This is a genomic window from Spirosoma oryzae (assembly GCF_003002825.1).
Classification (GTDB): domain Bacteria; phylum Bacteroidota; class Bacteroidia; order Cytophagales; family Spirosomataceae; genus Spirosoma; species Spirosoma oryzae.
The window spans coordinates 174,848-195,821 of record NZ_PVTE01000005.1; the positions used below are offsets into that span (position 1 = coordinate 174,848).

Genomic DNA, 20,974 nt, shown 5'->3' on the forward strand with positions numbered 1-20,974 from the left:
AATTTTCCTATGACTACATGAAAAAAACGTTACTACTCGTTGGGCTGCTTGTCGCGGCTGGCTCTGCCGTACAGTCGCAGAATACTCCGGCCGATTGGCTTATCGTCGGGCAAAACATTAACCCGGCTAACTACTACGGCATTACCGTCGCCAACGGGATGGTCGGCCTGGTATCGTCGCCGGAGCCGATGAAAGTGAAAGACGTAGTGTTGAATGGTGCCTTCGACACCTATGGCCGGGGACGGGTGTCGAACATTCTGAAGGTGTTCAACTTCGCCAACATGAACCTCGACGTCGACGGTACACGGGTAGGGCCTAAGGATATCAGCAACTACCGGCAGACGCTCGATATGCAAAAGGCTGCCCTCACAACAATCTTCGACTACAAGGATAAAGTCAGTGTGCGGCAAACGATGATGGCGCTGCGCCACCTGCCTTTCTCCGAGCTGACGATGATGGAAATCACGGCGAAGAAAGACTGTGAAATCATGCCTGCCAGCGTCATCGAAACACCGGATAACCTGCGGGAGGTCAAAAACCTGTATTCTGAGATCGACCGTTCGCACGTAACCATCCGCCTACTGACGTCCGTCGCGAAAAGCCCGACCGGACGGCATACCGTAGCCGCATCCACCAGCTTCATCTTCGAGGAACCGCACGGGCAGGAGCCCGATGTAATTCACGAAGACTGGGATTACAACATGCATCTGGCTAAGTTCAAAAAGCGGCTGAAAGCTGGCGAAACGTACCGATTCAGCGTTGTCGGCTCGGTATCGTCGACTGCTCATACGGCTGACCCGCATAATGAAGCTGAACGCCTGACACTGTTTGCTGCACTCGAACGCACCGAACGACTGCTAAGCCGCCACCGCGCCGAATGGGACAAACTCTGGCAAAGCGATATTGTCATCGAAGGCGACGCCGATGCGCAGCGGGCCGTACGCTCAGCCATCTACCACCTGTATTCGTTCTCGCGGGAAGGTACCTCGTATAGCCTGTCGCCGATGGGCCTGTCGGGATTGGGCTACAACGGACACGTATTCTGGGATACCGAACTTTGGATGTACCCACCGTTGCTGACGCTGAAACCGGAATTGGCAAAGTCGCTGCTGGAATATCGGTTCGAGCGGATGAGCATGGCCCGGCAGAACGCATTTAGTCATGGTTATAAAGGCGTTATGTTCCCCTGGGAGTCTGATTCAGACGGGCAGGAAGCTACGCCCGTCTGGGCGTTGACTGGCCCTTTCCAGCACCATATTACCGGCTGCGTCGGCTGGGCTTTCTGGAAGTACTATCAGGTCACGGGCGACAAAGAATGGTTGCGCACGCGCGGCTATCCGATGCTTAAAGAAGTGGCCGAATTCTGGGCAAGTCGTGTTGAGCGGGAGGGCGCGGGCAAATACCACATCAACAACGTGATCGGGGCCAACGAGTGGCAGGAAAACATCGATGATAACGCGTTTACGAATGGTATGGCTAAAACCTCCTTGCAGTACGCCATACAGGCGGCTCAAACACTTGGTATAACGCCTGATCCCGACTGGAAGCTCGTCGCTGATAATATTCCAATCCTGAAATTCCCGGACGGAGTGACCAAAGAGAACCGCACGTACGACGGTGTACAAATCAAACAGGCTGACGTAAACTTGCTGGCTTACCCACTGCATATCGTTACCGACGAAGCGGCCCGGCGCGATCTGGACTACTACAGCCCGCGCTATTCGCCCGAAGGCCCCGCCATGGGCTGGTCGGTACTGTCGACGCTCAACGCCCGTTTTGGCAACATGGACAAGGCGTACGAGTGGTTTGTTCGAAGCTACAAACCCAACGAAGTGCCGCCTTTCGGGGTGATGGCTGAAACGGCGGGAGGTACCAATCCTTACTTTGCTACGGGGGCTGGGGGCATGCTACAGTCGGTGCTCAATGGCTTTGGCGGACTGGAAATCACCGATTCCGGTATCGTTCAACAAAAGGCCCGATTGCCCAAACAGTGGAAGTCGCTGACTATAAAGGGATTCGGGCCGCAGAGGAAGACGGTCAAGGTACAATAAAAATAAGCGGCTGGAGTCAGACTCCAGCCGCTTATTTTTTAACGAGTTAGTTAGGTTGGTAGGAAAACTACCACTGCGCCACCGGCAATTGCGCCGATTGCAGTTCGAGGTTTACTTCTTTTGCCTGGCTGGCCATGCGATTCAATGCGATGTATATCGTTTTCACGGCACTTTCAACGCGCTTCCAGCCTTCTTCGCTCCGCAGATCAATGCTGATCATTGTACGGTCGTTCTGCGCCATGATTGTCAGGTAATTCATCGCGCCCAGTATGATGGCAGAAATTGCCTGCGTATCGGCACCTTTAACGAATGACAGCTGCTCCACCAGACGAGTCATTTCTTCGTCCTGCGCGCGGGCCGTCGTTTCGGCAATCGAGTCATTTTCGATAACACTGGCTTTCAGTACCTCGCGGGCTGCTTTAAACGTACGGAAATACCGGTACGTCTGAATTACCTGCCGATACCATATGCGGGCTACGTCGGAATCATGCAACGGGCGAATCTGGTCCAAAACCGCCGGGTTGAATACCGGAAAGAGTTTGCCCATCTTCACATAATATTCCATCAGCCCCTCCATGCCGCCGAAATAGCGGTAGATCAGGACTTTGCTGACATTAGCTTTTTCGGCCACTCGGTTTACGCCTACGCCTTCCAGACCCCGTTCAGCAATGACTTCTTCAAGAGCTTCTACGATACGTTGGGTCGTCTTCGCGCGGTTCCGCCTGACCTTCTCGTCCTTCTCCATACAACGACTATGAATTAAATATCCAGAACTTTATAGTACTGTGACGTAATTTGAGAAACGTGGTCACATCAGGTTTTTAAATTGTCTGCCGTATCAAATACAAATCGTATTATACGAATGAAGACGATGTTATAACTTAAACGAGTCTTAGCTGATTGCTTGTATACGTGTTCGGGTAATAGTGCAATAATTTTTTTGCTGACCGCTTCACAGTTAGCGTAACCGTAAGAGCGAATCAATTCTAAATAAGCGAGCTGATTAGTAACAAGTTATGGGTCAATTGTTAACGAATTCGGCAATTACTTTCGGGCGTCACCTGTGTCTGTATAGTTAACGAATTGCATTTGAGAGACACTGTGTTTACCAGATACATACACCTACTATTGCCTACTAAAATAGCTTACAATTCCGACAGAGAATAGGGCTGAAGAAAAATAAAAAAGCCGCTAAATTCTCATTTAGCGGCTTTGCTGTTGCCCGAGAAGGATTCGAACCTCCACAAACAGAACCAAAATCTGTCGTCCTACCCTTAGACGATCGGGCAATTGCGAGTGCAAATGTAGGATGATTTGGTAGGTAAATGCAAGCCTGGGCCGAAAAAAAATAGCCAGAAAGAGTAAAATAGTCTCTTTCTGGCTGATAATCAGATTAAAAATTTTTTAGATTGCTCGTGTCGGAACTGATGAGTTTATCTTTTTGATCAACCCTTGCAACACTTTGCCCGGACCACACTCGATAAATTCGGTGGCACCATCGGCAACCATACGCTCAACCGATTGTGTCCAGCGAACTGGAGCCGTCAGTTGAGCAATCAAATTGGCTTTGATTTCAGCCGGATCGGTATGGGGCAGCGCGTCGACATTTTGGTAGACCGGGCAGCGGGGCGTCTGGAAAACCATGTTTGTGACGGCTTCAGCAAACTCAGCACGGGCAGGCTCCATAAATGGTGAGTGAAACGCGCCACCTACTGCTAATGTCAGCACGCGTCGGGCACCAGCTGCCGTAAGCTGTTCACCCGCCCGCCGGATACCTTCCATGCTTCCCGAGATTACCACCTGACCAGGACAGTTATAGTTCGCGGGGATGATTATTTCATCAGTGATGCCGGCGCAGATACGCTCGATCACGTCGTCAGCCAGATTGGTTACTGCCGCCATTCCCGATGGGGCCAGTTCGCAGGCTCGTTGCATGGCCGTAGCCCGGATTGAGGCTAACCGCAATCCGTCGGCAAACGACAGCGCGCCGGCGGCCGTCAGAGCAGACAGCTCACCCAGCGAATGCCCCGCTACCATATCCGGTGCGAATGAATCGGTAGTCAGGGCTAGTGCTACGCTGTGCAGGAAAATAGCGGGCTGGGTGTAGACGGTTTGTTTAAGTTCTTCTTCAGTACCCTCAAACATGATGCGTGTCAGGTCGTAGCCGAGAATGTCGTTGGCCTGATCGAAGAGTTGTTTGATGGCGGGCGAGGTTTCGTACAGGTCGCGGCCCATACCGGGCGATTGCGATCCCTGCCCTGGGAATACATATGCGTTCATAGCTAAAAATAAGGTTCGTCGCTGCATTTCGAGCACGTTGTACAGCCAGCGATTGTTCTTTTTACAAAGGAACGGGCCTTTTCAACGTAATTCAAGACCGGTCTGCCGTTGCAGCGGTTATCGGGAGAATACGGAAGGTCGTCTATCGATAAAGATTGTTTCGATTGCCTATGAACCAAACAGTCTAGGATAGGCCACAGGGCAAACATTTTTGACGAACGTTCCGTTGGAAAAACATTTTCAAATTGCGGAATTTGGTGATTGGACAGGGTCTAAATACTAATCGAAATGGAAAGGCAAAGTTGTTTGCGTGGGGTTTGTGAAGTAGTTTTGATGCGCCGTAAACTGCGGCTTTCGTCCTAATTTTTCCCACTTAATTTTCGTGTCGTTTTTTATATGGTTTGGATAACGCAGGCATTGTCCAGCTCCCTCGGCCGCAAGGTAATCATGTCGCTGACGGGGCTTTTTCTGAGTTCGTTCCTGATCGTGCACATGGCCGGCAACTTGCAACTATTCAAGGCCGACGGCGGACGGGCGTTCAATGAGTACACGTACTTCATGACGCACAACCCACTGATCATTACTGTTTCGTACCTGTTGTATACGTCGATTCTGGTGCATGCGCTGATGGCGTTCATCCTGACTCGTCACAACCGGGATTCGCGCCCTGTTCAGTATGCTTACTCGAAGCCAGAAGCTAACAGCGACTGGTCGTCGCGGAACATGGGTATCCTGGGAACGATCGTTTTGCTGTTCATCATCATCCACATGCGTACGTTCTGGTATGAAATGCACTTCGGTTCGGTTCCGATGGCTGAGTACGATGGCAAACAGTACAAAGACCTGTATGCTGTGGTGAAGGAAGCGTTCTCACAGTGGTGGTATGTGTTGCTGTACGTGCTCTGTATGGGCGCACTGGGCTATCACCTGGCCCACGGCTTTCAGAGTGGTTTTCAATCGCTTGGTGTCCGGCACAAGAAATACACGCCGGTCATTGAACTGGTCGGGCGTTATTTCTTCGCGATCATCATTCCGCTGGCATTCGCAGCGATGCCAGTCTACGTGTTTCTACAGGTTCACGGGATTATTTAATGAGCGTCAGGTTAAGGGTGTGCTCAGCGACATCAAGCGACAGCCACTCTTTCATTCGTTCACTCTTTCACTCTTTAGAGTATGAAACTCGAATCTAAAATTCCTGCGGGGCCGCTAGCCGAGAAATGGGCGCGGCAGAAGTTTGGTCTGAAACTGGTAAACCCGGCCAACAAACGCAAATACGATATCATAGTTGTCGGAACAGGGCTGGCGGGAGCGTCGGCAGCCGCATCGCTGGCTGAGCTGGGCTACAACGTAAAAGCATTCTGTTTTCAAGACAGCCCTCGCCGGGCGCACTCGATTGCCGCGCAGGGTGGGATCAACGCTGCCAAGAACTATCAGAACGACGGCGACAGTGTATTCCGGCTGTTTTACGATACCATCAAGGGGGGCGACTACCGCGCTCGTGAAGGAAACGTGTACCGACTGGCAGAAGTTAGTGTCAACATTATCGACCAGTGCGTAGCGCAGGGGGTACCCTTCGCCCGTGAGTACGGCGGTTTGCTGGCCAACCGGTCATTCGGTGGTGCACAGGTATCGCGTACATTCTACGCCCGTGGGCAGACCGGCCAGCAGTTGCTGCTGGGTGCTTACTCGGCGCTGAGCCGTCAGGTGGCCAACGGTAAAGTGAAACTGTACACCCGGACCGAAATGCTGGACCTCGTCGTAGAGGGCGGCAAAGCACGGGGTATCGTAACGCGGAACCTGATTACGGGTAAAATTGAATCGCACGCAGGACACGCTGTATTGCTGTGTACCGGCGGCTACGGTAACGTATTCTACCTGTCGACGAACGCGATGGGCTCGAACGTGACGGCTGCGTGGCGGGCACACAAGAAAGGGGCGCTGTTTGCCAATCCCTGCTTTACACAGATTCACCCAACCTGTATTCCGGTATCGGGTCACTACCAGTCGAAACTGACGCTGATGTCGGAGTCGCTGCGGAACGATGGTCGGGTGTGGGTTCCTAAAAAACAGGAAGATTCACTGCGGATTCGGGAAGGTAAAATCAAGCCGACGGATCTGCCGGAAGATGCACGCGATTACTTCCTGGAACGTCGCTACCCATCGTTTGGTAACCTTGTGCCACGCGACGTAGCGTCCCGCAACGCGAAATATGTCTGTGACGAAGGACGTGGTGTTGCCAAGACGGGTCTGGCCGTATACCTCGATTTTGCTGATGCCATCAAGCGCGACGGTCGGAAGACGATCGAAGCCAAGTACGGTAACCTGTTCGAGATGTACGAAAAAATCACCGGTGAGAATCCATACGAACTGCCGATGATGATTTATCCTGCCGTGCACTATACCATGGGCGGTCTTTGGGTTGATTACAACCTGATGACGACTATTCCGGGCTGCTACGCGCTGGGTGAAGCAAACTTCTCGGACCACGGTGCAAACCGGCTCGGGGCATCGGCCCTGATGCAGGGATTGGCCGACGGGTATTTCGTGATTCCGTACACAGTCGGTGACTACCTGGCTACGATCGGGCCTGCCGATAAGATTGCGGTCGATTCGCCGGTGTTTAAGGAAGCCGAGAAGAAAGTTCACGATACGGTACAGCAACTGCTGTCGATCAAAGGCGATCGGCCAGTCGACGATTTCCACCGCGATCTGGGCCACATCATGTGGGAGTATTGCGGCATGTCGCGTAACGCAGAAGGCCTGAAAATTGCCAAGCAGAAAATTCAGCAGTTGAAAAAAGACTTCTGGACGAACGTGAAGGTGCTGGGCGATTCGGAAGAAATCAACCAGGCGCTGGAGCAGGCCTCACGTGTGGCCGACTTCATCGAACTGGGTGAGTTGATGGTCGACGATGCACTGAACCGGGAAGAATCGTGTGGCGGTCACTTCCGCGAAGAGCACCAGACGGAAGACGGCGAAGCCCTGCGCGATGACGAAAACTTCACGTACGTGGCAGCCTGGGAGTATCAGGGTGAAAACCAGCCTGAATTGCTCAACAAGGAAGTGCTGGAGTTTGAAAACGTGAAACTGACACAGCGGAGTTACAAATAAGTGATGGGTTTTCGGTATTCGGTTTACGGTGACTGATCTCAACCGAGGATGGTACCGTAAACTGAATACCGAAAACCGTAAACCCATCAAAAAGATGAAAATCACACTCAAAGTCTGGAGACAGAAAAATAATAATACCCCAGGTAAGTTGGTTGAGTACCAACTGGACAACGTATCGGAAGATATGTCGTTTCTGGAAATGTTCGACGTGCTGAACGACTCGCTGACCCGCAAGGGCGAGGAGCCGGTTGCCTTCGACCATGATTGCCGCGAAGGAATTTGTGGTATGTGTTCGATGTACATCAACGGTCGGGCACACGGGCCACAGACGGGGGCAACGACCTGTCAGCTGCACATGCGCTCGTTCAGCGATGGCGACACGATCGTGGTGGAGCCATGGCGGGCACGCGCATTTCCGGTCATCAAAGACCTGATGGTCGACCGGGCAGCGTTCGACCGGGTTATTCAGGCGGGTGGGTATGTATCGGTCAACACCGGTTCGGCCCGCGATGCCAACGAAATCCTGATTCCCCGTACGATTGCTGACGAAGCAATGGACGCGGCAGCCTGTATTGGCTGTGGAGCCTGCGTAGCCGCCTGTAAGAACGCATCGGCTATGCTGTTTGTGTCGGCGAAAGTGTCGCAACTGGCTATTCTGCCGCAAGGTAAAGCCGAACACGTTGAGCGGGCCGAACGCATGGTTGCGCAGATGGACGCTGAAGGTTTTGGTGCCTGTTCGTTCACGGGTGCCTGCTCGGTAGAATGTCCCAAGTCGATTTCGCTCGACCATATCGCCCGGTTGAACCGCGAATACCTGGGTGCCAAACTGACGTCGGACAACGTTCAGTAAGCCTATATCGCTTCAAGAAAAGCCTGATCTGCCAGCGGTAGGTCAGGCTTTTTTGTTGGTGCGTAGAGACCGCACCGGCGGACCGGCAATCCTTTGCGTCTCCTCTGCCGGATGGTTTTAGCTGACGCGCACCGAGACGCGAAAGATCGGAAGTTGGCGAAATGATTTGATCAGGATAGCTGTGGCGGACGCATGCTGAGACGCGAAGGATCGCCGGTCCACGCCACGGTGGTCGCCGGTGCGATCGCGTTCCCACAAACTACCATTCAATCACAATTTTTAGGCTAGTCTAAAAATTAAGTAAGTATACTGTGATTTTTGTGGCAGATACGCGTACTTCGTTGTTGAATAAAAAGGTGAGAAGCGACACAGTTTGCTAACCAGAACAACCATACGACGATACACGGCGCGGGGCCTGACACTGCTGTGGGGATTGATTACGCTCAACAGCATGATCTTTCTGCACGCGCACCGCTTGCCGAATGGTCGTATCGTTATTCACACCCACCCGTACAAACTGACGGGCAAACAGGGGCCGATTTCCAACAATCCGCACACGTCGTTCGAGCTGTTCTGGCTCGACATGTGCACGAATGCGCCGTTTGTCCCCGGTGTTGAGCCAGTGTTGACTACTCCGGTCTGCTGGACAATCCCAACGACAAACACCGGTTTTTCTTACCTTCTCCCGACTGCCGAGCAGCGCGCCATCTTCGCCTGTCTCCGTGGCCCGCCTGCCTTCATGGCCTAGCATCCTGATTGACAAACGTTCATCAGCAGCTTCGGCTGTGTCGCACGAGCGTTGCGTTTCCTATGCGCGTCTTTCCGCGCTGTACCCTGGCCGAACCCGTTCGGAGCGTCGGTTAATTGCTGGTTCTATCTGTCTATTCTTCCTGTCTTAGCCGGTCAGTTGACCGGTCCTATCGCCTTGTTTACCATGCGGGTAACGCTTTTACTCCTGATTTTTCTTGTTGCCATAGCGCCGGTTTGGGCGCAGTCAGACAGTCTGGTTTCTGTCAAGGGTATCATCACAACCGGTGGATCGCCGTTGCCCGGTGCCACGGTTACGCTCATCAATACGCAGTTTGGTACGGCTACCGATACGACGGGCGCGTTTCAATTCATTGACGTTCCAACGGGGACGTACCAGCTTAGTGTATCGCTGATCGGGTACGAGTCCTACCGCAAGACCGTAAAACTGACGGCCGGTCAGGTAATCAACCTGTCAGTTGACCTGCGGGAATCGGCCCGTAATCTGAACGAGGTTGTCATAACCGGCGCGCGAGCGACTGAACTTCGGAAAAGCCCGGTTGCCATTGCTGTGATAACGCGGAAGGAGATGAATCTCAACGCGAATACGAATGCTGTCGATGCGGTGCTGAAAGGTGTGCCGGGTCTAAGTGCGGTAACTACCGGCCCCAACGTATCGAAGCCATTCATTCGTGGCCTGGGGTATAACCGGGTACTGACGTTGTACAATGGCGTTCGGCAGGAGGGGCAGCAATGGGGCGACGAACACGGTATCGAAGTCGATCAATACGGCATCGAGCGGGCAGAGGTGGTCAAAGGGCCGGCCAGTTTGATTTACGGGTCCGATGCGGTAGCGGGAGTCATCAACTTTATCCCCTATGTGCCGCGTGGTGCCGAGGAAAAAATCAATGGCGATGTCGTCGGCGAATACCACACCAATAATAGGATGATTGGTACATCATTGGGACTATCGCACGTAAAGAGTGGCTGGAAGTCGGCCTTTCGGATGTCGAACAAACTGGCTACGGCTTACACCAATCCCGTCGATGGGCGAGTATATGGGACAGCTTATCGTGAACTGAATCTTTCGGCGATGACGGGCGTGGAGAAGCGCTGGGGCTCATCGTTTCTCTACGCAACGCTGTACGATAACTTACAGGAAATCCCCGATGGAAGCCGCGATTCATTGACCCGCCGGTTTACGCGTCAGGTGCTGGAAAGCGATGAAGACGATATCAAACAACGACCAATCGTACCCGACGCTGACCTGCGGACGTATCGTATCAATCCGCTGCATCAGCACATTCAACATTATCGACTGTTTACCCGGAATCGGTTTATCATCGGCAAGAGCGATCTGTCGGTACTGGCGGGTTTTCAGCAGAGCGTTCGCCGGGAGTACAATCACCCCACCGCCACCGATCAGCCGGGCCTGTATGTCCGACTTAACACGCTCAACTATGATCTAAAGTACAACCTGCCGATCTGGAAGGGCGTTGAGCCGACGCTGGGTGTGAACGGGATGTACCAGACGAACAAGAATCTGAACGGCACCGATTTCCCAATACCCGACTACTCGCTGCTGGACATTGGTTCGTTTCTCTTTGTTAAGAAAACACTCGGACCTGTCGATATCAGCGGGGGAATTCGCTACGACACCCGGTTGATCGACTGGGCCAGTCAATATGTACAACCCAACCTGGCTACCGGGTTCGACCAGTTGGTCTACGCACCGGCCAATCCGACGGCGGTACCGCAGTTTGCAGCATACCGCAGGCCGTTCACGGGCGTATCGGGTAGTTTGGGTGCGACGTACAACATCTCGGAACGTCTGTTGGTAAAAGCCAACCTGTCGCGCGGCTATCGGGCTCCCAACATCACCGAGATCGGGTCGAACGGTCTCGATCCGGGTGCCCGTATTGTTTATCTGGGCAACCGTAACTTTCAGCCGGAGTTCAGTCTGCAAACGGATATTGGCTTCATTGGCTACCTTAACGACATGGACGTCAGTGTCGAGTTGTTCAACAACGTCATCGACAATTACATCTATCAGGCCCGGCTTTACGACGACGCTGGTCAGCCGGTCGTGATCGTGCCGGGAAATTTTACGTACCAGTACCAACAGTCGAAAGCGCAATTGTACGGAGCGGAGTTTAGCCTGAATCTGCATCCCCGTACAAGCAAGTGGCTGACGATCAACAATAGTCTGGCGCTGATTCGCGGATTGAACTGTAACCCCCGGCTAATCGAACAGCAGGGAGATGCTGCCCGGTATTTGCCATTTATCCCTCCGCTGCACGGCCGATCAGAAGTTCGGGCCACGTTCGGGACGGATAAAGGCCAGCTGACGGCGTTGTATGCCCGAGCAGAGCTGGACTACTATGGCGCGCAGAACCGATTCTATGGGGTCGACAATACGGAGACGGCAACACCGGGCTATGCACTGGTCAACGCAGGTTTTGGCGGTACCATCAACAACCGCCAAAACCGACCGCTACTTCAACTCTTTTTCCAGGTCGACAACCTGTTCAACGTAGCGTACCAGTCGCACCTGAATCGGCTTAAGTATTTCGAATATTACACGGCATCGCCCACGGGCCGGTTTGGTATGTACAACATGGGGCGAAACGCGAGTGTCAAAGTAATCGTACCCTTCTAAACGCTGCGGGCTTAACGCATGGTGATCTGACGCTGTGGCAAGGTCTCCTGAATACCGGGTGTACTGATGCGGAAGCTGCGTTCCTGCGTTTGCTTACCGTCGCTAATCGTGAACGTATACAGACCATCGGCGAGCTGGCTCATATCAAAGCACTGCCGTCCTTTGTCGGTTTGGCGCGGTACGTATCCGTCGTACATTTCTCTGTTCTTGTTATCGCGCAGTGTGATTCGTAATGGTTTGACGGCATCGTACCGTTCGAAGCTGAGCCAGACTTTCGTTTGTGTGCTATTAGGGAACATACCAATCTGGAAGGTAGGAGTCGCGTAATAATCGACCGCTTTCTGGGCGAAAGAAGGGAGCGAAACAGACAGACTTGTCAGAAGCAACAGGGCAGACAGGATAGAGGCAGCACGGGTTTTCATGGCGATCGGTAAGGTTTGTGATCCGAACCATTTCGAATCTGACCAAGAGATGAGCGCCTGCCGGAGCACGTTGCACCGATCGGACCAACGGCTGATTTTTGGGATAAAAGGCAAATCGGCGATTGTACGAAAACAGACAGGCCGTCGTTCGCGCGAACGACGGCCTGTCTGCCTGGTATAGTCTAACGCAGTTCGACCTTATTTCATCAGCTTGTTAAGCTTGCCGGACGCCTGCATTGTGTTCATTTTCTTCATCATCTTGCGCATCTCGTCGAACTGCTTCAGCAGATTGTTGACCTGCGTGATACTGGTGCCGCTACCGGCGGCAATACGCTTTTTGCGACTACCGTCGATGAGTTCAGGCCGGCTACGCTCTTTCGGCGTCATCGAGCTGATAATGGCTTCGATGGGTTTAAACGAATCGTTGTCGATGTCGAGATCCTTGATCATCTTGCCCATTCCCGGAATCATACCGAGCAGATCCTTGACGTTGCCCATCTTCTTGATCTGCTGAAGCTGTGACAGGAAGTCATCGAAGTCGAACTGGTTCTTCCGCATCTTGGCGTTGATACGTTTCGCTTCGTCTTCGTCAAACGCCTGCTGCGCCCGTTCAACCAGCGAAATCACGTCGCCCATACCCAGAATCCGGCTAGCCATCCGGTCGGGATAGAACACGTCGAGGGCTTCCATTTTCTCGCCCGTGCTGATGAACTTGATGGGTTTGTTGACAACGGTTTTGATCGACAGGGCGGCTCCACCGCGAGCGTCACCGTCGAGTTTTGTCAGTACGACACCGTCGAAATTGAGCCGGTCGTTGAAGGTTTTGGCCGTGTTTACCGCATCCTGCCCCGTCATCGAATCGACAACGAACAGGGTTTCTGTTGGGTTGATGGCCCGCTTCACCGCTTCGATTTCCTGCATCATCGCTTCATCGACAGCCAAACGACCGGCGGTATCGACGATAACGATTTTCTTGCCGGTTTTGCGGGCGTGACTAATCGCGTTCTGCGCGATGCTGACGGCGTTTTTGTTCTCAGGCTCCGAGTAGACCTCAACGCCTACCTGCTCGCCCAGCACTTTCAGCTGATCGATAGCGGCCGGCCGGTAAATGTCGTCGGCAACGAGCAGCACGCCACGACCCTGCTTTTTCAGAAAAGCGGCCAACTTACCCGAGAAGGTTGTTTTACCGGACCCCTGCAAGCCCGAGATCAGGATAACTGCCGGATCGCCTTTCGTATTGATCTGCTGCGCTTCGCCACCCATCAGCTCGGTCAGTTCTTCCTGCACGATCTTGACGAACAGTTGGCCTGGTTCCACCGAAATCAGTACTTTCCGGTCGAGGGCTTTATCGCGAATACGGTCGGTAATGTCTTTGGCAACTTTATAGTTAACGTCGGCGTCAGTCAGCGCCCGGCGCACTTCCTTCACGGTAGCGGCCACGTTGATTTCAGAAATTCGACCCTGTCCTTTGAGGGTTTTGAACGCCTTATTGAGTTTATCCTGAAGGTTCTCGAACATAGTTTATGGCAAACAGTGCAACAAAGATAGTAGTTTCCGGCGGGCAAAACCCACCCGTCTTTACAGACCCTGTCAGGTAGCAAACTTCCCTGGTACATGAGCCCGTTAGCTGCGATAACTGTTACAGCACCGAAGGCATAAAGTTTGGCTGTCTAGTGTAACAATAGAGTGAGCCGATAATGCGTTGATTCAGAAGATTAGCCCAATAATTCGCCTAAAAGCCACACAACTATTCGTCAACTTGGTTGATTAGTTAATTTCCTTCGGAAAACTGGCTATTTTTTTAATGTGGTAAAAGGTGGTTTCTATTAAACTATTTTTATATGTTTGTTGTGCTTCGCTGATTGCTGTCAATTCTGCTTAACCGCTTGCCTGTAAGATCATGAATAGGAAACACATGAAAGATACCGCTATGTCAGTGCTTCTGCTGGTCGTGATGATGCTCCCCGCTACAGCTGGCAGCATTGATAAGCAGGTGCCGGTAAACCGGAGCAGCAGTGCCGCAAAAACCGATTCACCGTATAAAAGTGCGGTGCTCGCCCGCAACACGACAGCGAAAGCAGACGTAACCACCGTGGCTACGGTACCGGCCAAAGAGCAGAAAAAGCATGATAAACGCGCGATCGGTCGCTGCTGGAGCCGGCTGATGGAGACGTTCCGTGAGATCAACCTGGCGCACCGCAACCGGACGAAATAAGCGGTTTACAGTATACGGTTTACCGTTAGCCTTCGCCAGCTACTTTAAACCGTACACCGAAAACTGTAAACACACCCCTACAAATCAGAAAGGCACGACAATCGCTGCGATTGTCGTGCCTTTCTGATTTGTAGGGGTCAACGCTGACCTGACGTGGCTTTTTGTAAGTCGGCCTGCTGATCGTCGCGCAGGGTCGGGTACTTGATGCCCAACTGGTCGAGGTACGTTTTATACTTCGACGGATCGTAGTAAAATTTCTCCAGTTTTGGCTTGTATTCGGTCATGATCTTCTGGTTCAGATAAACCGCCGGATACTCTTTTGGCGAAATCAGGGGTGTATATTTCTGCTCTTTCGTCTGCTCATCTTTGTAGTACGCCCATGCCTGCTTGACGATCTCTGGTTTCGTCAGCAGATCGATCAGGGTCATGGCTTCGGCCTTGGCCCCCGCCACAATTCCTTTATGGGCAATTGGCGTTGCCATCGAAATGGCATTGCTCCAGTGGTGGCCCGGCAGGCCCGGAATGTTCGACGGATAATAGAGTACGATCGTCGGCAGCGACCAGGAAATATCGGCAATGTCGTCGGAACCACCCGTTAGCGGTACGAACGTTTGCCCGCCCATCATCATGGTGGGTTGCGTTGTCGCCGGCAGATCGATGCTGTCGAGTTTCATTGCCAGGCCTTCTGTCTTGGGAGCCTGTAACTCTTTCTGTGTCGCCTTGGCCAGCATCTGATCGTCTGCCGACCAGGTTGGTAACCCTACCTTTTTGATGTTGTTGTACATCGCTTCGGCAATGGGCTTGTTGAAATGCCCCGGCCAGGCTGACCCCAGGATTTCGTAGGTCATTTTGGTGTCGGTCATCATGGCGGCTCCCTCGGCAATCTTCATTCCCGTTTCAAACAGCTTTTTGATTTTCGGATAGCTGCGTTCCCGGAAGTAGTACCAGGCCGACGCTTTCGACGGAACGACGTTAGGCTGATCGCCCCCGTCTGAAATCACGTAGTGCGAGCGCTGGGTGAGTTCGAGGTGTTCGCGCCGGAAGTTCCAGCCGATATTCATCAGTTCAACCGCATCGAGCGCACTACGACCCCGCCAGGGTGCTCCCGCAGCGTGGGCCGCCGACCCTTCGAAGCTAAACTTCACCGACACCAGCCCATTGTTGCCCGCATCGCCGTAGCCGACTTTCAGATTGTTGCCCACGTGGGTGAAGATACAGGCATCGACGTCTTTGAAATAGCCATCACGCACGTAAAAGGCTTTAGCACCGACCAGTTCTTCGGCGACGCCCGGCCACAGCATGAGCGTACCGGGTATCTTTTCCCGCTCCATGAGCTTCTTGACCGACAGGGCCGCCACAATGTTGAGCGCCTGCCCGGAGTTGTGGCCTTCACCATGGCCTGGTGCGCCTTCTACGATCGGATCTTTATAAGCCACACCCGGTTTCTGACTGGCTTTCGGAATACAATCGACGTCGGAGCCGATGGCAATAACGGGTTTTCCACTACCCCAGGTCGCGATCCAGGCAGTAGGCATACCGGCGATACCGCGCTGAACGGTAAATCCTTCCTTTTCGAGCAGATTAGTCAGGTAGGTGAATGTTTCCTGTTCCTGAAAACCAAGTTCCGAAAAGCTGAACAGCATGTCGTTGATCTGCTGCGCCTGGTCTTTTCTCGCATCAACAGCCGCCATCGCTTCGGCTTTTAATTTGTCAATCCGGGCGTCAGGTTTTGCTGCCTTTCTCGACTGCCCGAAGAGCAGGGTTGGAATCAGTAGCAGGGCTGTTAAAAGATTTGTACAGTTTTTCATCAATAAGACAAAATTTTATATAGATGATTGGGTATTTGTCCATATAAAGATAAGGTCTACATTGAAAAGTTAGCATTTATTTTGCCAACACATTCTCTCTGTGTAATCAGTACGATCTACATATCGGCAGGCTGACAGCCAATTGAAGCGATTGCGAAGCTGCAATGTTCGTTACGCCATCCAGTACCGCATGAGACAGGATACGGGCTTCTACGTAAAGTGGGTATTTCTGTCTGATGAGCAGGTTAGCACCTACGCCCGCCAGAGAACCCACACCTAAATTTGTGCGGTGTAAAATATCAATAGGAATGGTTATGCCTAAATCACTTGATACGAAATTGGCGTCCTGAATTGTCGTCAGCGTCGGGCCGAGCCCAGCTTTGATATACCAGCGTGTGCGCTTATCTATAAAGACATACCGGGCAGTAATGGGAAGGGAGAGATACGACTCTTTGAACGAATAGAGCCGATACGCTTTTTTAGTTGGTTCCAGCGGATCGGTGAGGGGAACGTTACGATTACCGGAATACCAACTGGCCAACAGCTCAATGCTCACCGACAGACGCTTACGGGGAGCGATAGTGAAAAAGCCGCCAATAGCTGCGGTGTAGGTTGGGCTGTAGCTACCACTAGGATCGTAGTAAGTTGCGTTCATCTGGCCAGATCGTCCGTAAATCCACCTGTTCTGAACCGCACTTACAGACAGGCCGAGTTCGTATCCTAATTTTTTCTTTGGCGTCGACTGATTCGCCACCTGACCAGGCTTAACGCAGGTATTATACGTGCTGACAATACGCTTTAGTGTGACGTCCGATACGTAAAACGACTGCGGGCTGAGTAGTCGGGTAAAACCAGGATTACTGCACTCCTTGAGACTATTAGTCAACATCAGTAGTGACAGCTTACCTCGCAGCGGCACAAACGTGTTATCCGGTAACCGAAGGGCGTGCGTCAAGCGTCCTTCGGGACTAAATAGCCGGTATAAACTGACGTAGCCGTTGAGCAACTCATACATGAAATACGAGTTAGTCCGTCCGTCCTCTTTCAGATAAACGGAGACCCGGTTTGTATTGTCGGTGTAATAGCTGGCGACCTGCGCTGGTGTGTACTCCTGCGGAGTTGATTTGTCGTTTTGACGAAACTGAATCAGTTGACTGTTCTGCTCACGCACTTCACCCTTGACGGTATCACCGGTGGTAGTTACTAAATAGCCAGGTGTGAAAAAAAGCTGGGCAACGCTCTGGTTGGTCAGCAGAACAAAGTAGGTAAGAAAGGCGACGATGCGGCTAGTAGTAGACAGTGACATATAGGCTACGGGGCTAAACAATCGGCAAAATATCACAGTCGCTTTGTCTATCAATCAAGTACTAGTGGTAGACATCGATATTGTTAGCAGACGGTAGTCAGCTTGGTCAGTTGCGCAATTGGCATGGGTAGAATCCGGCGGTGACGGGGTTTTTTACTACTTTTACCCCCCGAAAGTTGTATCGTTTTCAATCGCTTATACCCAAGTCCAATGGAGAAAATTAAAGTAGCCAATCCGGTAGTCGAACTGGATGGCGACGAAATGACCCGGATTATCTGGAAATTCATCAAAGACAAGCTCATCCTGCCATACGTCGATGTCGATATCAAATATTACGACCTCGGCATTGAATACCGCGATGAAACGAACGATCAGGTAACGGTCGATGCGGCTAACGCGATCAAACAATACGGTGTTGGTATCAAGTGTGCCACCATCACGCCCGACGAACAGCGCGTGGAAGAGTTCGGTCTGAAGCAGATGTGGAAGTCGCCCAACGGCACGATCCGGAACATCCTCGACGGTACCGTATTCCGTGAGCCAATCGTCATGAGCAACGTGCCCCGCCTGGTTACCAACTGGACCGCGCCGATCATCATCGGCCGTCACGCGTTTGGCGATCAGTACCGCGCTACGGATTTCGTCGTACCCGGCCCCGGTAAGCTGACGATGAAGTTCGAAGGTGAAGACGGTACCGTGATGGACTTCGACGTATTCCAGTTCAAAGCGGGTGGTGTTGCGATGGGTATGTACAATGTCGACGAGTCGATCCGTGGGTTTGCCCGCGCCTGCTTCAATGTCGCCCTCGACAAAGGCTGGCCGCTCTACCTGTCGACCAAGAACACGATCCTGAAAAAATACGACGGTCGGTTCAAAGATATTTTCCAGGAAATCTACGACGCCGAGTACAAAGGCAAGGTTCATTACGAACACCGCCTGATCGACGACATGGTGGCATCGGCCCTGAAATGGGAAGGTAACTTCGTGTGGGCGTGTAAGAACTACGACGGCGACGTACAGTCGGATACGGTAGCGCAGGGCTTCGGTTCGCTGGGTCTGATGACCTCCGTACTGGTTACACCCGATGGCAAGACGATGGAAGCCGAAGCCGCACACGGCACGGTGACGCGTCACTACCGCGAGTACCAGAAAGGCAACAAAACCTCGACCAACCCGATCGCGTCGATCTACGCCTGGACGCGTGGTCTGGCCTTCCGGGGTAAGGTAGACGGCAACCAGCCGCTGATCGACTTCGCCAACGCGCTGGAAGCCGTCTGCGTTGAAACGGTTGAAAGTGGTAAAATGACCAAAGACCTGGCCCTGTCGGCGTTCCCGGCTGGTACGAAGCTGGTTGCTGGTGAGCACTACCTCTACACCGAGGATTTCCTCGACGCACTGGATCAGAACCTACAGGCTAAACTTGCCTAAGCACGTTCAGAACCACTACAGGCGGGTTGATTTCTTCGGGAGTCGACCCGCTTTTTTTTAACCGGCAAATCGCTACCTTCGTTTTTCGCAGTGGATGGTATGCAAGTTCAGATAGACATTGGATTCAGCCAGTTGATGCAGATCGTTAAAGCGCTGCCGCCAACGCAATTGAAGCAACTACGGGTCGCCATTGATGAAGAAATTCAGGCCGAACCAACACCGACGGAAGAAGAAAAACTGTTGTTGGCCTTTCCGGTCGCCACGGAAGATGATCTGCGATTTATTGAAGAGAAACGTCAGCATCTGAATCAATGGCAATAGCCTGCGTTGACACATCGGTGCTGATTGACCATTACCGGGCTACGGATAAGAGTGGTACATTTCTGTTCAAGGCTGCGTCTCTGTACACGTTGCACATTCCGGCTATCGTAACATACGAGGTGTTGCGGGGCGACGCGCAGAAAGATCAATTTTGGAAAGCATACTTCAGCACTAAAATCATATTGCCATTTGATGAGTTGTGCGCCGAACGAGCTGCTACTATCTACGCTGCTCTGAAGCGCGCCAACCAATTAATTGGCGCGGAAGATATATTAATCGCGGCTGTGGCTTTAGTAAATGAACTACCGCTGCTTACGCTGAACGCAAAGCACTTTTCGCGTATCGCTCACTTGAACGTCATTACGCCCGGACAATTGACCGTATAATCTCCAACCCCTTACCTTTTACCTGACAAACATGAAACGAATCCTTTCCCTGCTGATGGTTGGCTTGCTGCTTGCTGTCGGCACGTATGCCAAACCGCCCAAGAAAGCCATGAAAAATGCCGTTGTGCAGCATATTGTCCTGTTCAAATTCAAGCCGGAAACAACGCCCGAAAAGCTGAAGGAAATCCTGACAGCGTTTGAAGCGTTGCCATCAAAAATCAAAGAAATCAAGCGTTTTCAGTGGGGTACGAACAACAGCCCCGAGAACCATGCCCACGGTCTGACGCACGCGTTTATCCTGACGTTTGACTCGGAAAAAGACCGGGATGCGTACTTGCCGCATCCGGCGCACAAGGAGTTTGGAACCATTGTCGGTCCGTGGCTGGCTGATGTCACAGTAGTTGATTTTACCAATCAGGCGAAGTAAACCATAACTGCCTGATGTGAAGGGGGGGCTGGCAATCTAACTATTAGATTGCCAGCCCCCCCTTCTTTTACTACTGACTAGTTAGCCCAAAAAGGCTTAAAGTCCAGCTAATGCGCAATACGCCAAATACAAATATTCTGCTTTAGAATAGTACTTATTGTATTGTGTAAATTTTACACTATATATTTGTTCGCCGAACTGCATCACTTCCTCTTTACGACACATGGATAGTTATTTGAACGGGCATCGGGTGCTGGTCGCTCTGGACTGTATCATCTTCGGATTCGATGGTAAGTCGCTCAAACTGTTGCTGATCAAGCGAAACTTCGAGCCCGAAGTTGGCAAGTGGTCGTTGATGGGCGGGTTTCTCGAAGAAAACGAGGCCTTACAGTCGGCGGCTTCCCGGATTTTGTTTACGCTGACGGGGCTGCACAACAACTATCTGGAGCAACTACAAACGTTCGGTGCTGTCGACCGCGATCCCGTTGAGCGAACCATATCGGTAGTCTACTACGCACTGGTCACGATCGACGATCAGGACCCGGTTACGCTACAGGCCCATAACGCGTCGTGGATCGATCTGGCCGACAAGCCCGCCCTGATCTTCGACCACGATCAGATGGTGGAAACGGCCTTGCGTCAGTTGCGCTACAAAGCAGCCATGTATCCCATTGGCTTTGAATTACTGCCCGAAAAATTTACCGTTCCGCAACTGCACAAACTCTACGAAGCGATCTACGGCGTGCAACTCGACCGGCGTAATTTCAGCCGCAAGGTGATCGCTACCGAACTGCTGCGTGGTACGGGCGAAAAAGACGAAACATCGCTGACCAAGAAAGGACAACTGTACGCGCTCAATACGGAGAAATACCAGGCCTACCTGAACGGCTATGCCACCTTTATGCCCGAGCTGGCTGAACTGGCGAAACCCTAGCAAGTGCCACACGAGTCATCCGGTCAATC

The 20,974-nt window shown here is 52.3% G+C and carries 18 protein-coding genes and 1 tRNA gene; 12 read left to right on the forward strand and 7 right to left on the reverse strand.

From position 1 onward, the window contains the following. Positions 1 to 17: 17 nt before the first annotated feature. Positions 18 to 2,051: a kojibiose hydrolase gene (locus CLV58_RS07275; RefSeq protein ID WP_106137130.1), complete on the forward strand. Its 2,034-nt coding sequence runs from the start codon at positions 18 to 20 to the stop codon at positions 2,049 to 2,051. A gap of 67 nt (positions 2,052 to 2,118) precedes the next feature. On the opposite strand, the gene CLV58_RS07280 is transcribed toward CLV58_RS07275, so the two are convergent. The 3 genes from CLV58_RS07280 to fabD form a co-directional block, all read right to left on the reverse strand. Beyond that, entirely contained in the window at positions 2,119 to 2,796 is a 678-nt protein-coding gene (locus tag CLV58_RS07280) for a TetR/AcrR family transcriptional regulator (RefSeq protein ID WP_106137131.1), read from the reverse strand. A 473-nt stretch (positions 2,797 to 3,269) separates the two neighbouring features. Further along, positions 3,270 to 3,340 (reverse strand) — tRNA-Gln (locus CLV58_RS07285). 115 nt (positions 3,341 to 3,455) lie between these two features. Then, positions 3,456 to 4,331 (reverse strand): ACP S-malonyltransferase, encoded by an 876-nt coding sequence (gene fabD, locus CLV58_RS07290; protein WP_106137132.1) that lies wholly within the window; start codon positions 4,329 to 4,331, stop codon positions 3,456 to 3,458. Positions 4,332 to 4,727: 396 nt separating this feature from the next. Here fabD and CLV58_RS07295 point away from each other — a divergent pair, with 396 nt between their 5' ends. The 5 genes from CLV58_RS07295 to CLV58_RS07315 all read left to right on the forward strand — a co-directional run bounded on the left by CLV58_RS07295 (position 4,728) and on the right by CLV58_RS07315 (position 11,698). Continuing rightward, the gene (locus CLV58_RS07295) at positions 4,728 to 5,423 is read left to right on the forward strand and encodes a succinate dehydrogenase cytochrome b subunit (RefSeq protein WP_106137133.1); all 696 of its coding nucleotides are present in this window, start codon (positions 4,728 to 4,730) and stop codon (positions 5,421 to 5,423) included. 81 nt (positions 5,424 to 5,504) lie between these two features. Continuing rightward, positions 5,505 to 7,442, forward strand: a complete 1,938-nt coding sequence (locus CLV58_RS07300; protein ID WP_106137134.1) for a fumarate reductase/succinate dehydrogenase flavoprotein subunit — start codon at positions 5,505 to 5,507, stop codon at positions 7,440 to 7,442. Positions 7,443 to 7,536: 94 nt separating this feature from the next. Then, positions 7,537 to 8,292 carry a succinate dehydrogenase/fumarate reductase iron-sulfur subunit gene (locus tag CLV58_RS07305; RefSeq protein WP_106137255.1) on the forward strand — a complete coding sequence of 252 codons (756 nt, stop codon included), beginning with the start codon at positions 7,537 to 7,539 and terminating at the stop codon, positions 8,290 to 8,292. A 373-nt stretch (positions 8,293 to 8,665) separates the two neighbouring features. Next, positions 8,666 to 9,040, forward strand: coding sequence for a hypothetical protein (locus CLV58_RS07310; RefSeq protein ID WP_146141383.1), 375 nt, complete (start codon positions 8,666 to 8,668; stop codon positions 9,038 to 9,040). Positions 9,041 to 9,226: 186 nt separating this feature from the next. Beyond that, positions 9,227 to 11,698, forward strand: a complete 2,472-nt coding sequence (locus CLV58_RS07315; protein ID WP_106137136.1) for a TonB-dependent receptor — start codon at positions 9,227 to 9,229, stop codon at positions 11,696 to 11,698. 11 nt (positions 11,699 to 11,709) lie between these two features. On the opposite strand, the gene CLV58_RS07320 is transcribed toward CLV58_RS07315, so the two are convergent. Together CLV58_RS07320 and ffh are read right to left on the reverse strand one after the other, a co-directional pair. Then, complete coding sequence (locus CLV58_RS07320; protein WP_106137137.1) at positions 11,710 to 12,120, reverse strand: hypothetical protein; 411 nt, start codon at positions 12,118 to 12,120, stop codon at positions 11,710 to 11,712. 198 nt (positions 12,121 to 12,318) lie between these two features. After that, the gene (gene ffh, locus CLV58_RS07325; protein ID WP_106137138.1) at positions 12,319 to 13,638 is read right to left on the reverse strand and encodes a signal recognition particle protein; all 1,320 of its coding nucleotides are present in this window, start codon (positions 13,636 to 13,638) and stop codon (positions 12,319 to 12,321) included. A 382-nt stretch (positions 13,639 to 14,020) separates the two neighbouring features. Between ffh and CLV58_RS07330 the strand changes: the two genes are divergently transcribed. Beyond that, positions 14,021 to 14,335, forward strand: a complete 315-nt coding sequence (locus CLV58_RS07330) for a hypothetical protein (RefSeq protein WP_170108659.1) — start codon at positions 14,021 to 14,023, stop codon at positions 14,333 to 14,335. A 137-nt stretch (positions 14,336 to 14,472) separates the two neighbouring features. On the opposite strand, the gene CLV58_RS07335 is transcribed toward CLV58_RS07330, so the two are convergent. Continuing rightward, complete coding sequence (locus CLV58_RS07335) at positions 14,473 to 16,143, reverse strand: amidohydrolase (RefSeq protein WP_106137140.1); 1,671 nt, start codon at positions 16,141 to 16,143, stop codon at positions 14,473 to 14,475. 106 nt (positions 16,144 to 16,249) lie between these two features. After that, entirely contained in the window at positions 16,250 to 17,449 is a 1,200-nt protein-coding gene (locus CLV58_RS07340) for an outer membrane beta-barrel protein (protein WP_106137141.1), read from the reverse strand. Between the two features lie 210 nt (positions 17,450 to 17,659). On the opposite strand from CLV58_RS07340, the gene CLV58_RS07345 reads away from it, so the two are divergent. The 5 genes from CLV58_RS07345 (at position 17,660) to CLV58_RS07365 (ending at position 20,945) form a co-directional block, all read left to right on the forward strand. Then, positions 17,660 to 18,877, forward strand: a complete 1,218-nt coding sequence (locus CLV58_RS07345) for an NADP-dependent isocitrate dehydrogenase (protein WP_106137142.1) — start codon at positions 17,660 to 17,662, stop codon at positions 18,875 to 18,877. Between the two features lie 90 nt (positions 18,878 to 18,967). Continuing rightward, positions 18,968 to 19,198 (forward strand): hypothetical protein, encoded by a 231-nt coding sequence (locus tag CLV58_RS07350; RefSeq protein WP_106137143.1) that lies wholly within the window; start codon positions 18,968 to 18,970, stop codon positions 19,196 to 19,198. After that, positions 19,189 to 19,584 (forward strand): type II toxin-antitoxin system VapC family toxin, encoded by a 396-nt coding sequence (locus tag CLV58_RS07355; RefSeq protein WP_106137144.1) that lies wholly within the window; start codon positions 19,189 to 19,191, stop codon positions 19,582 to 19,584. Before CLV58_RS07350 ends, CLV58_RS07355 begins: the two co-directional genes overlap by 10 nt. Before the next feature lie 31 nt (positions 19,585 to 19,615). Then, the gene (locus CLV58_RS07360; RefSeq protein WP_106137145.1) at positions 19,616 to 20,011 is read left to right on the forward strand and encodes a Dabb family protein; all 396 of its coding nucleotides are present in this window, start codon (positions 19,616 to 19,618) and stop codon (positions 20,009 to 20,011) included. A gap of 223 nt (positions 20,012 to 20,234) precedes the next feature. Further along, positions 20,235 to 20,945, forward strand: coding sequence for an NUDIX hydrolase (locus CLV58_RS07365; protein ID WP_106137146.1), 711 nt, complete (start codon positions 20,235 to 20,237; stop codon positions 20,943 to 20,945). Positions 20,946 to 20,974 lie beyond the last annotated feature (29 nt).

Excerpts from the sequence above, each read along its gene's own strand:
- CLV58_RS07275 (WP_106137130.1), top strand. The coding sequence starts at position 18 with ATGAAAAAAACGTTACTACTCGTTGGGCTGCTTGTCGCGGCTGGCTCT.
- CLV58_RS07280 (WP_106137131.1), bottom strand. The coding sequence starts at position 2,796 with ATGGAGAAGGACGAGAAGGTCAGGCGGAACCGCGCGAAGACGACCCAA.
- fabD (WP_106137132.1), bottom strand. The coding sequence starts at position 4,331 with ATGAACGCATATGTATTCCCAGGGCAGGGATCGCAATCGCCCGGTATG.
- CLV58_RS07295 (WP_106137133.1), top strand. The coding sequence starts at position 4,728 with ATGGTTTGGATAACGCAGGCATTGTCCAGCTCCCTCGGCCGCAAGGTA.
- CLV58_RS07300 (WP_106137134.1), top strand. The coding sequence starts at position 5,505 with ATGAAACTCGAATCTAAAATTCCTGCGGGGCCGCTAGCCGAGAAATGG.
- CLV58_RS07305 (WP_106137255.1), top strand. The coding sequence starts at position 7,537 with ATGAAAATCACACTCAAAGTCTGGAGACAGAAAAATAATAATACCCCA.
- CLV58_RS07315 (WP_106137136.1), top strand. The coding sequence starts at position 9,227 with ATGCGGGTAACGCTTTTACTCCTGATTTTTCTTGTTGCCATAGCGCCG.
- CLV58_RS07320 (WP_106137137.1), bottom strand. The coding sequence starts at position 12,120 with ATGAAAACCCGTGCTGCCTCTATCCTGTCTGCCCTGTTGCTTCTGACA.
- ffh (WP_106137138.1), bottom strand. The coding sequence starts at position 13,638 with ATGTTCGAGAACCTTCAGGATAAACTCAATAAGGCGTTCAAAACCCTC.
- CLV58_RS07330 (WP_170108659.1), top strand. The coding sequence starts at position 14,021 with ATGAATAGGAAACACATGAAAGATACCGCTATGTCAGTGCTTCTGCTG.
- CLV58_RS07335 (WP_106137140.1), bottom strand. The coding sequence starts at position 16,143 with ATGAAAAACTGTACAAATCTTTTAACAGCCCTGCTACTGATTCCAACC.
- CLV58_RS07340 (WP_106137141.1), bottom strand. The coding sequence starts at position 17,449 with ATGTCACTGTCTACTACTAGCCGCATCGTCGCCTTTCTTACCTACTTT.
- CLV58_RS07345 (WP_106137142.1), top strand. The coding sequence starts at position 17,660 with ATGGAGAAAATTAAAGTAGCCAATCCGGTAGTCGAACTGGATGGCGAC.
- CLV58_RS07355 (WP_106137144.1), top strand. The coding sequence starts at position 19,189 with ATGGCAATAGCCTGCGTTGACACATCGGTGCTGATTGACCATTACCGG.
- CLV58_RS07360 (WP_106137145.1), top strand. The coding sequence starts at position 19,616 with ATGAAACGAATCCTTTCCCTGCTGATGGTTGGCTTGCTGCTTGCTGTC.
- CLV58_RS07365 (WP_106137146.1), top strand. The coding sequence starts at position 20,235 with ATGGATAGTTATTTGAACGGGCATCGGGTGCTGGTCGCTCTGGACTGT.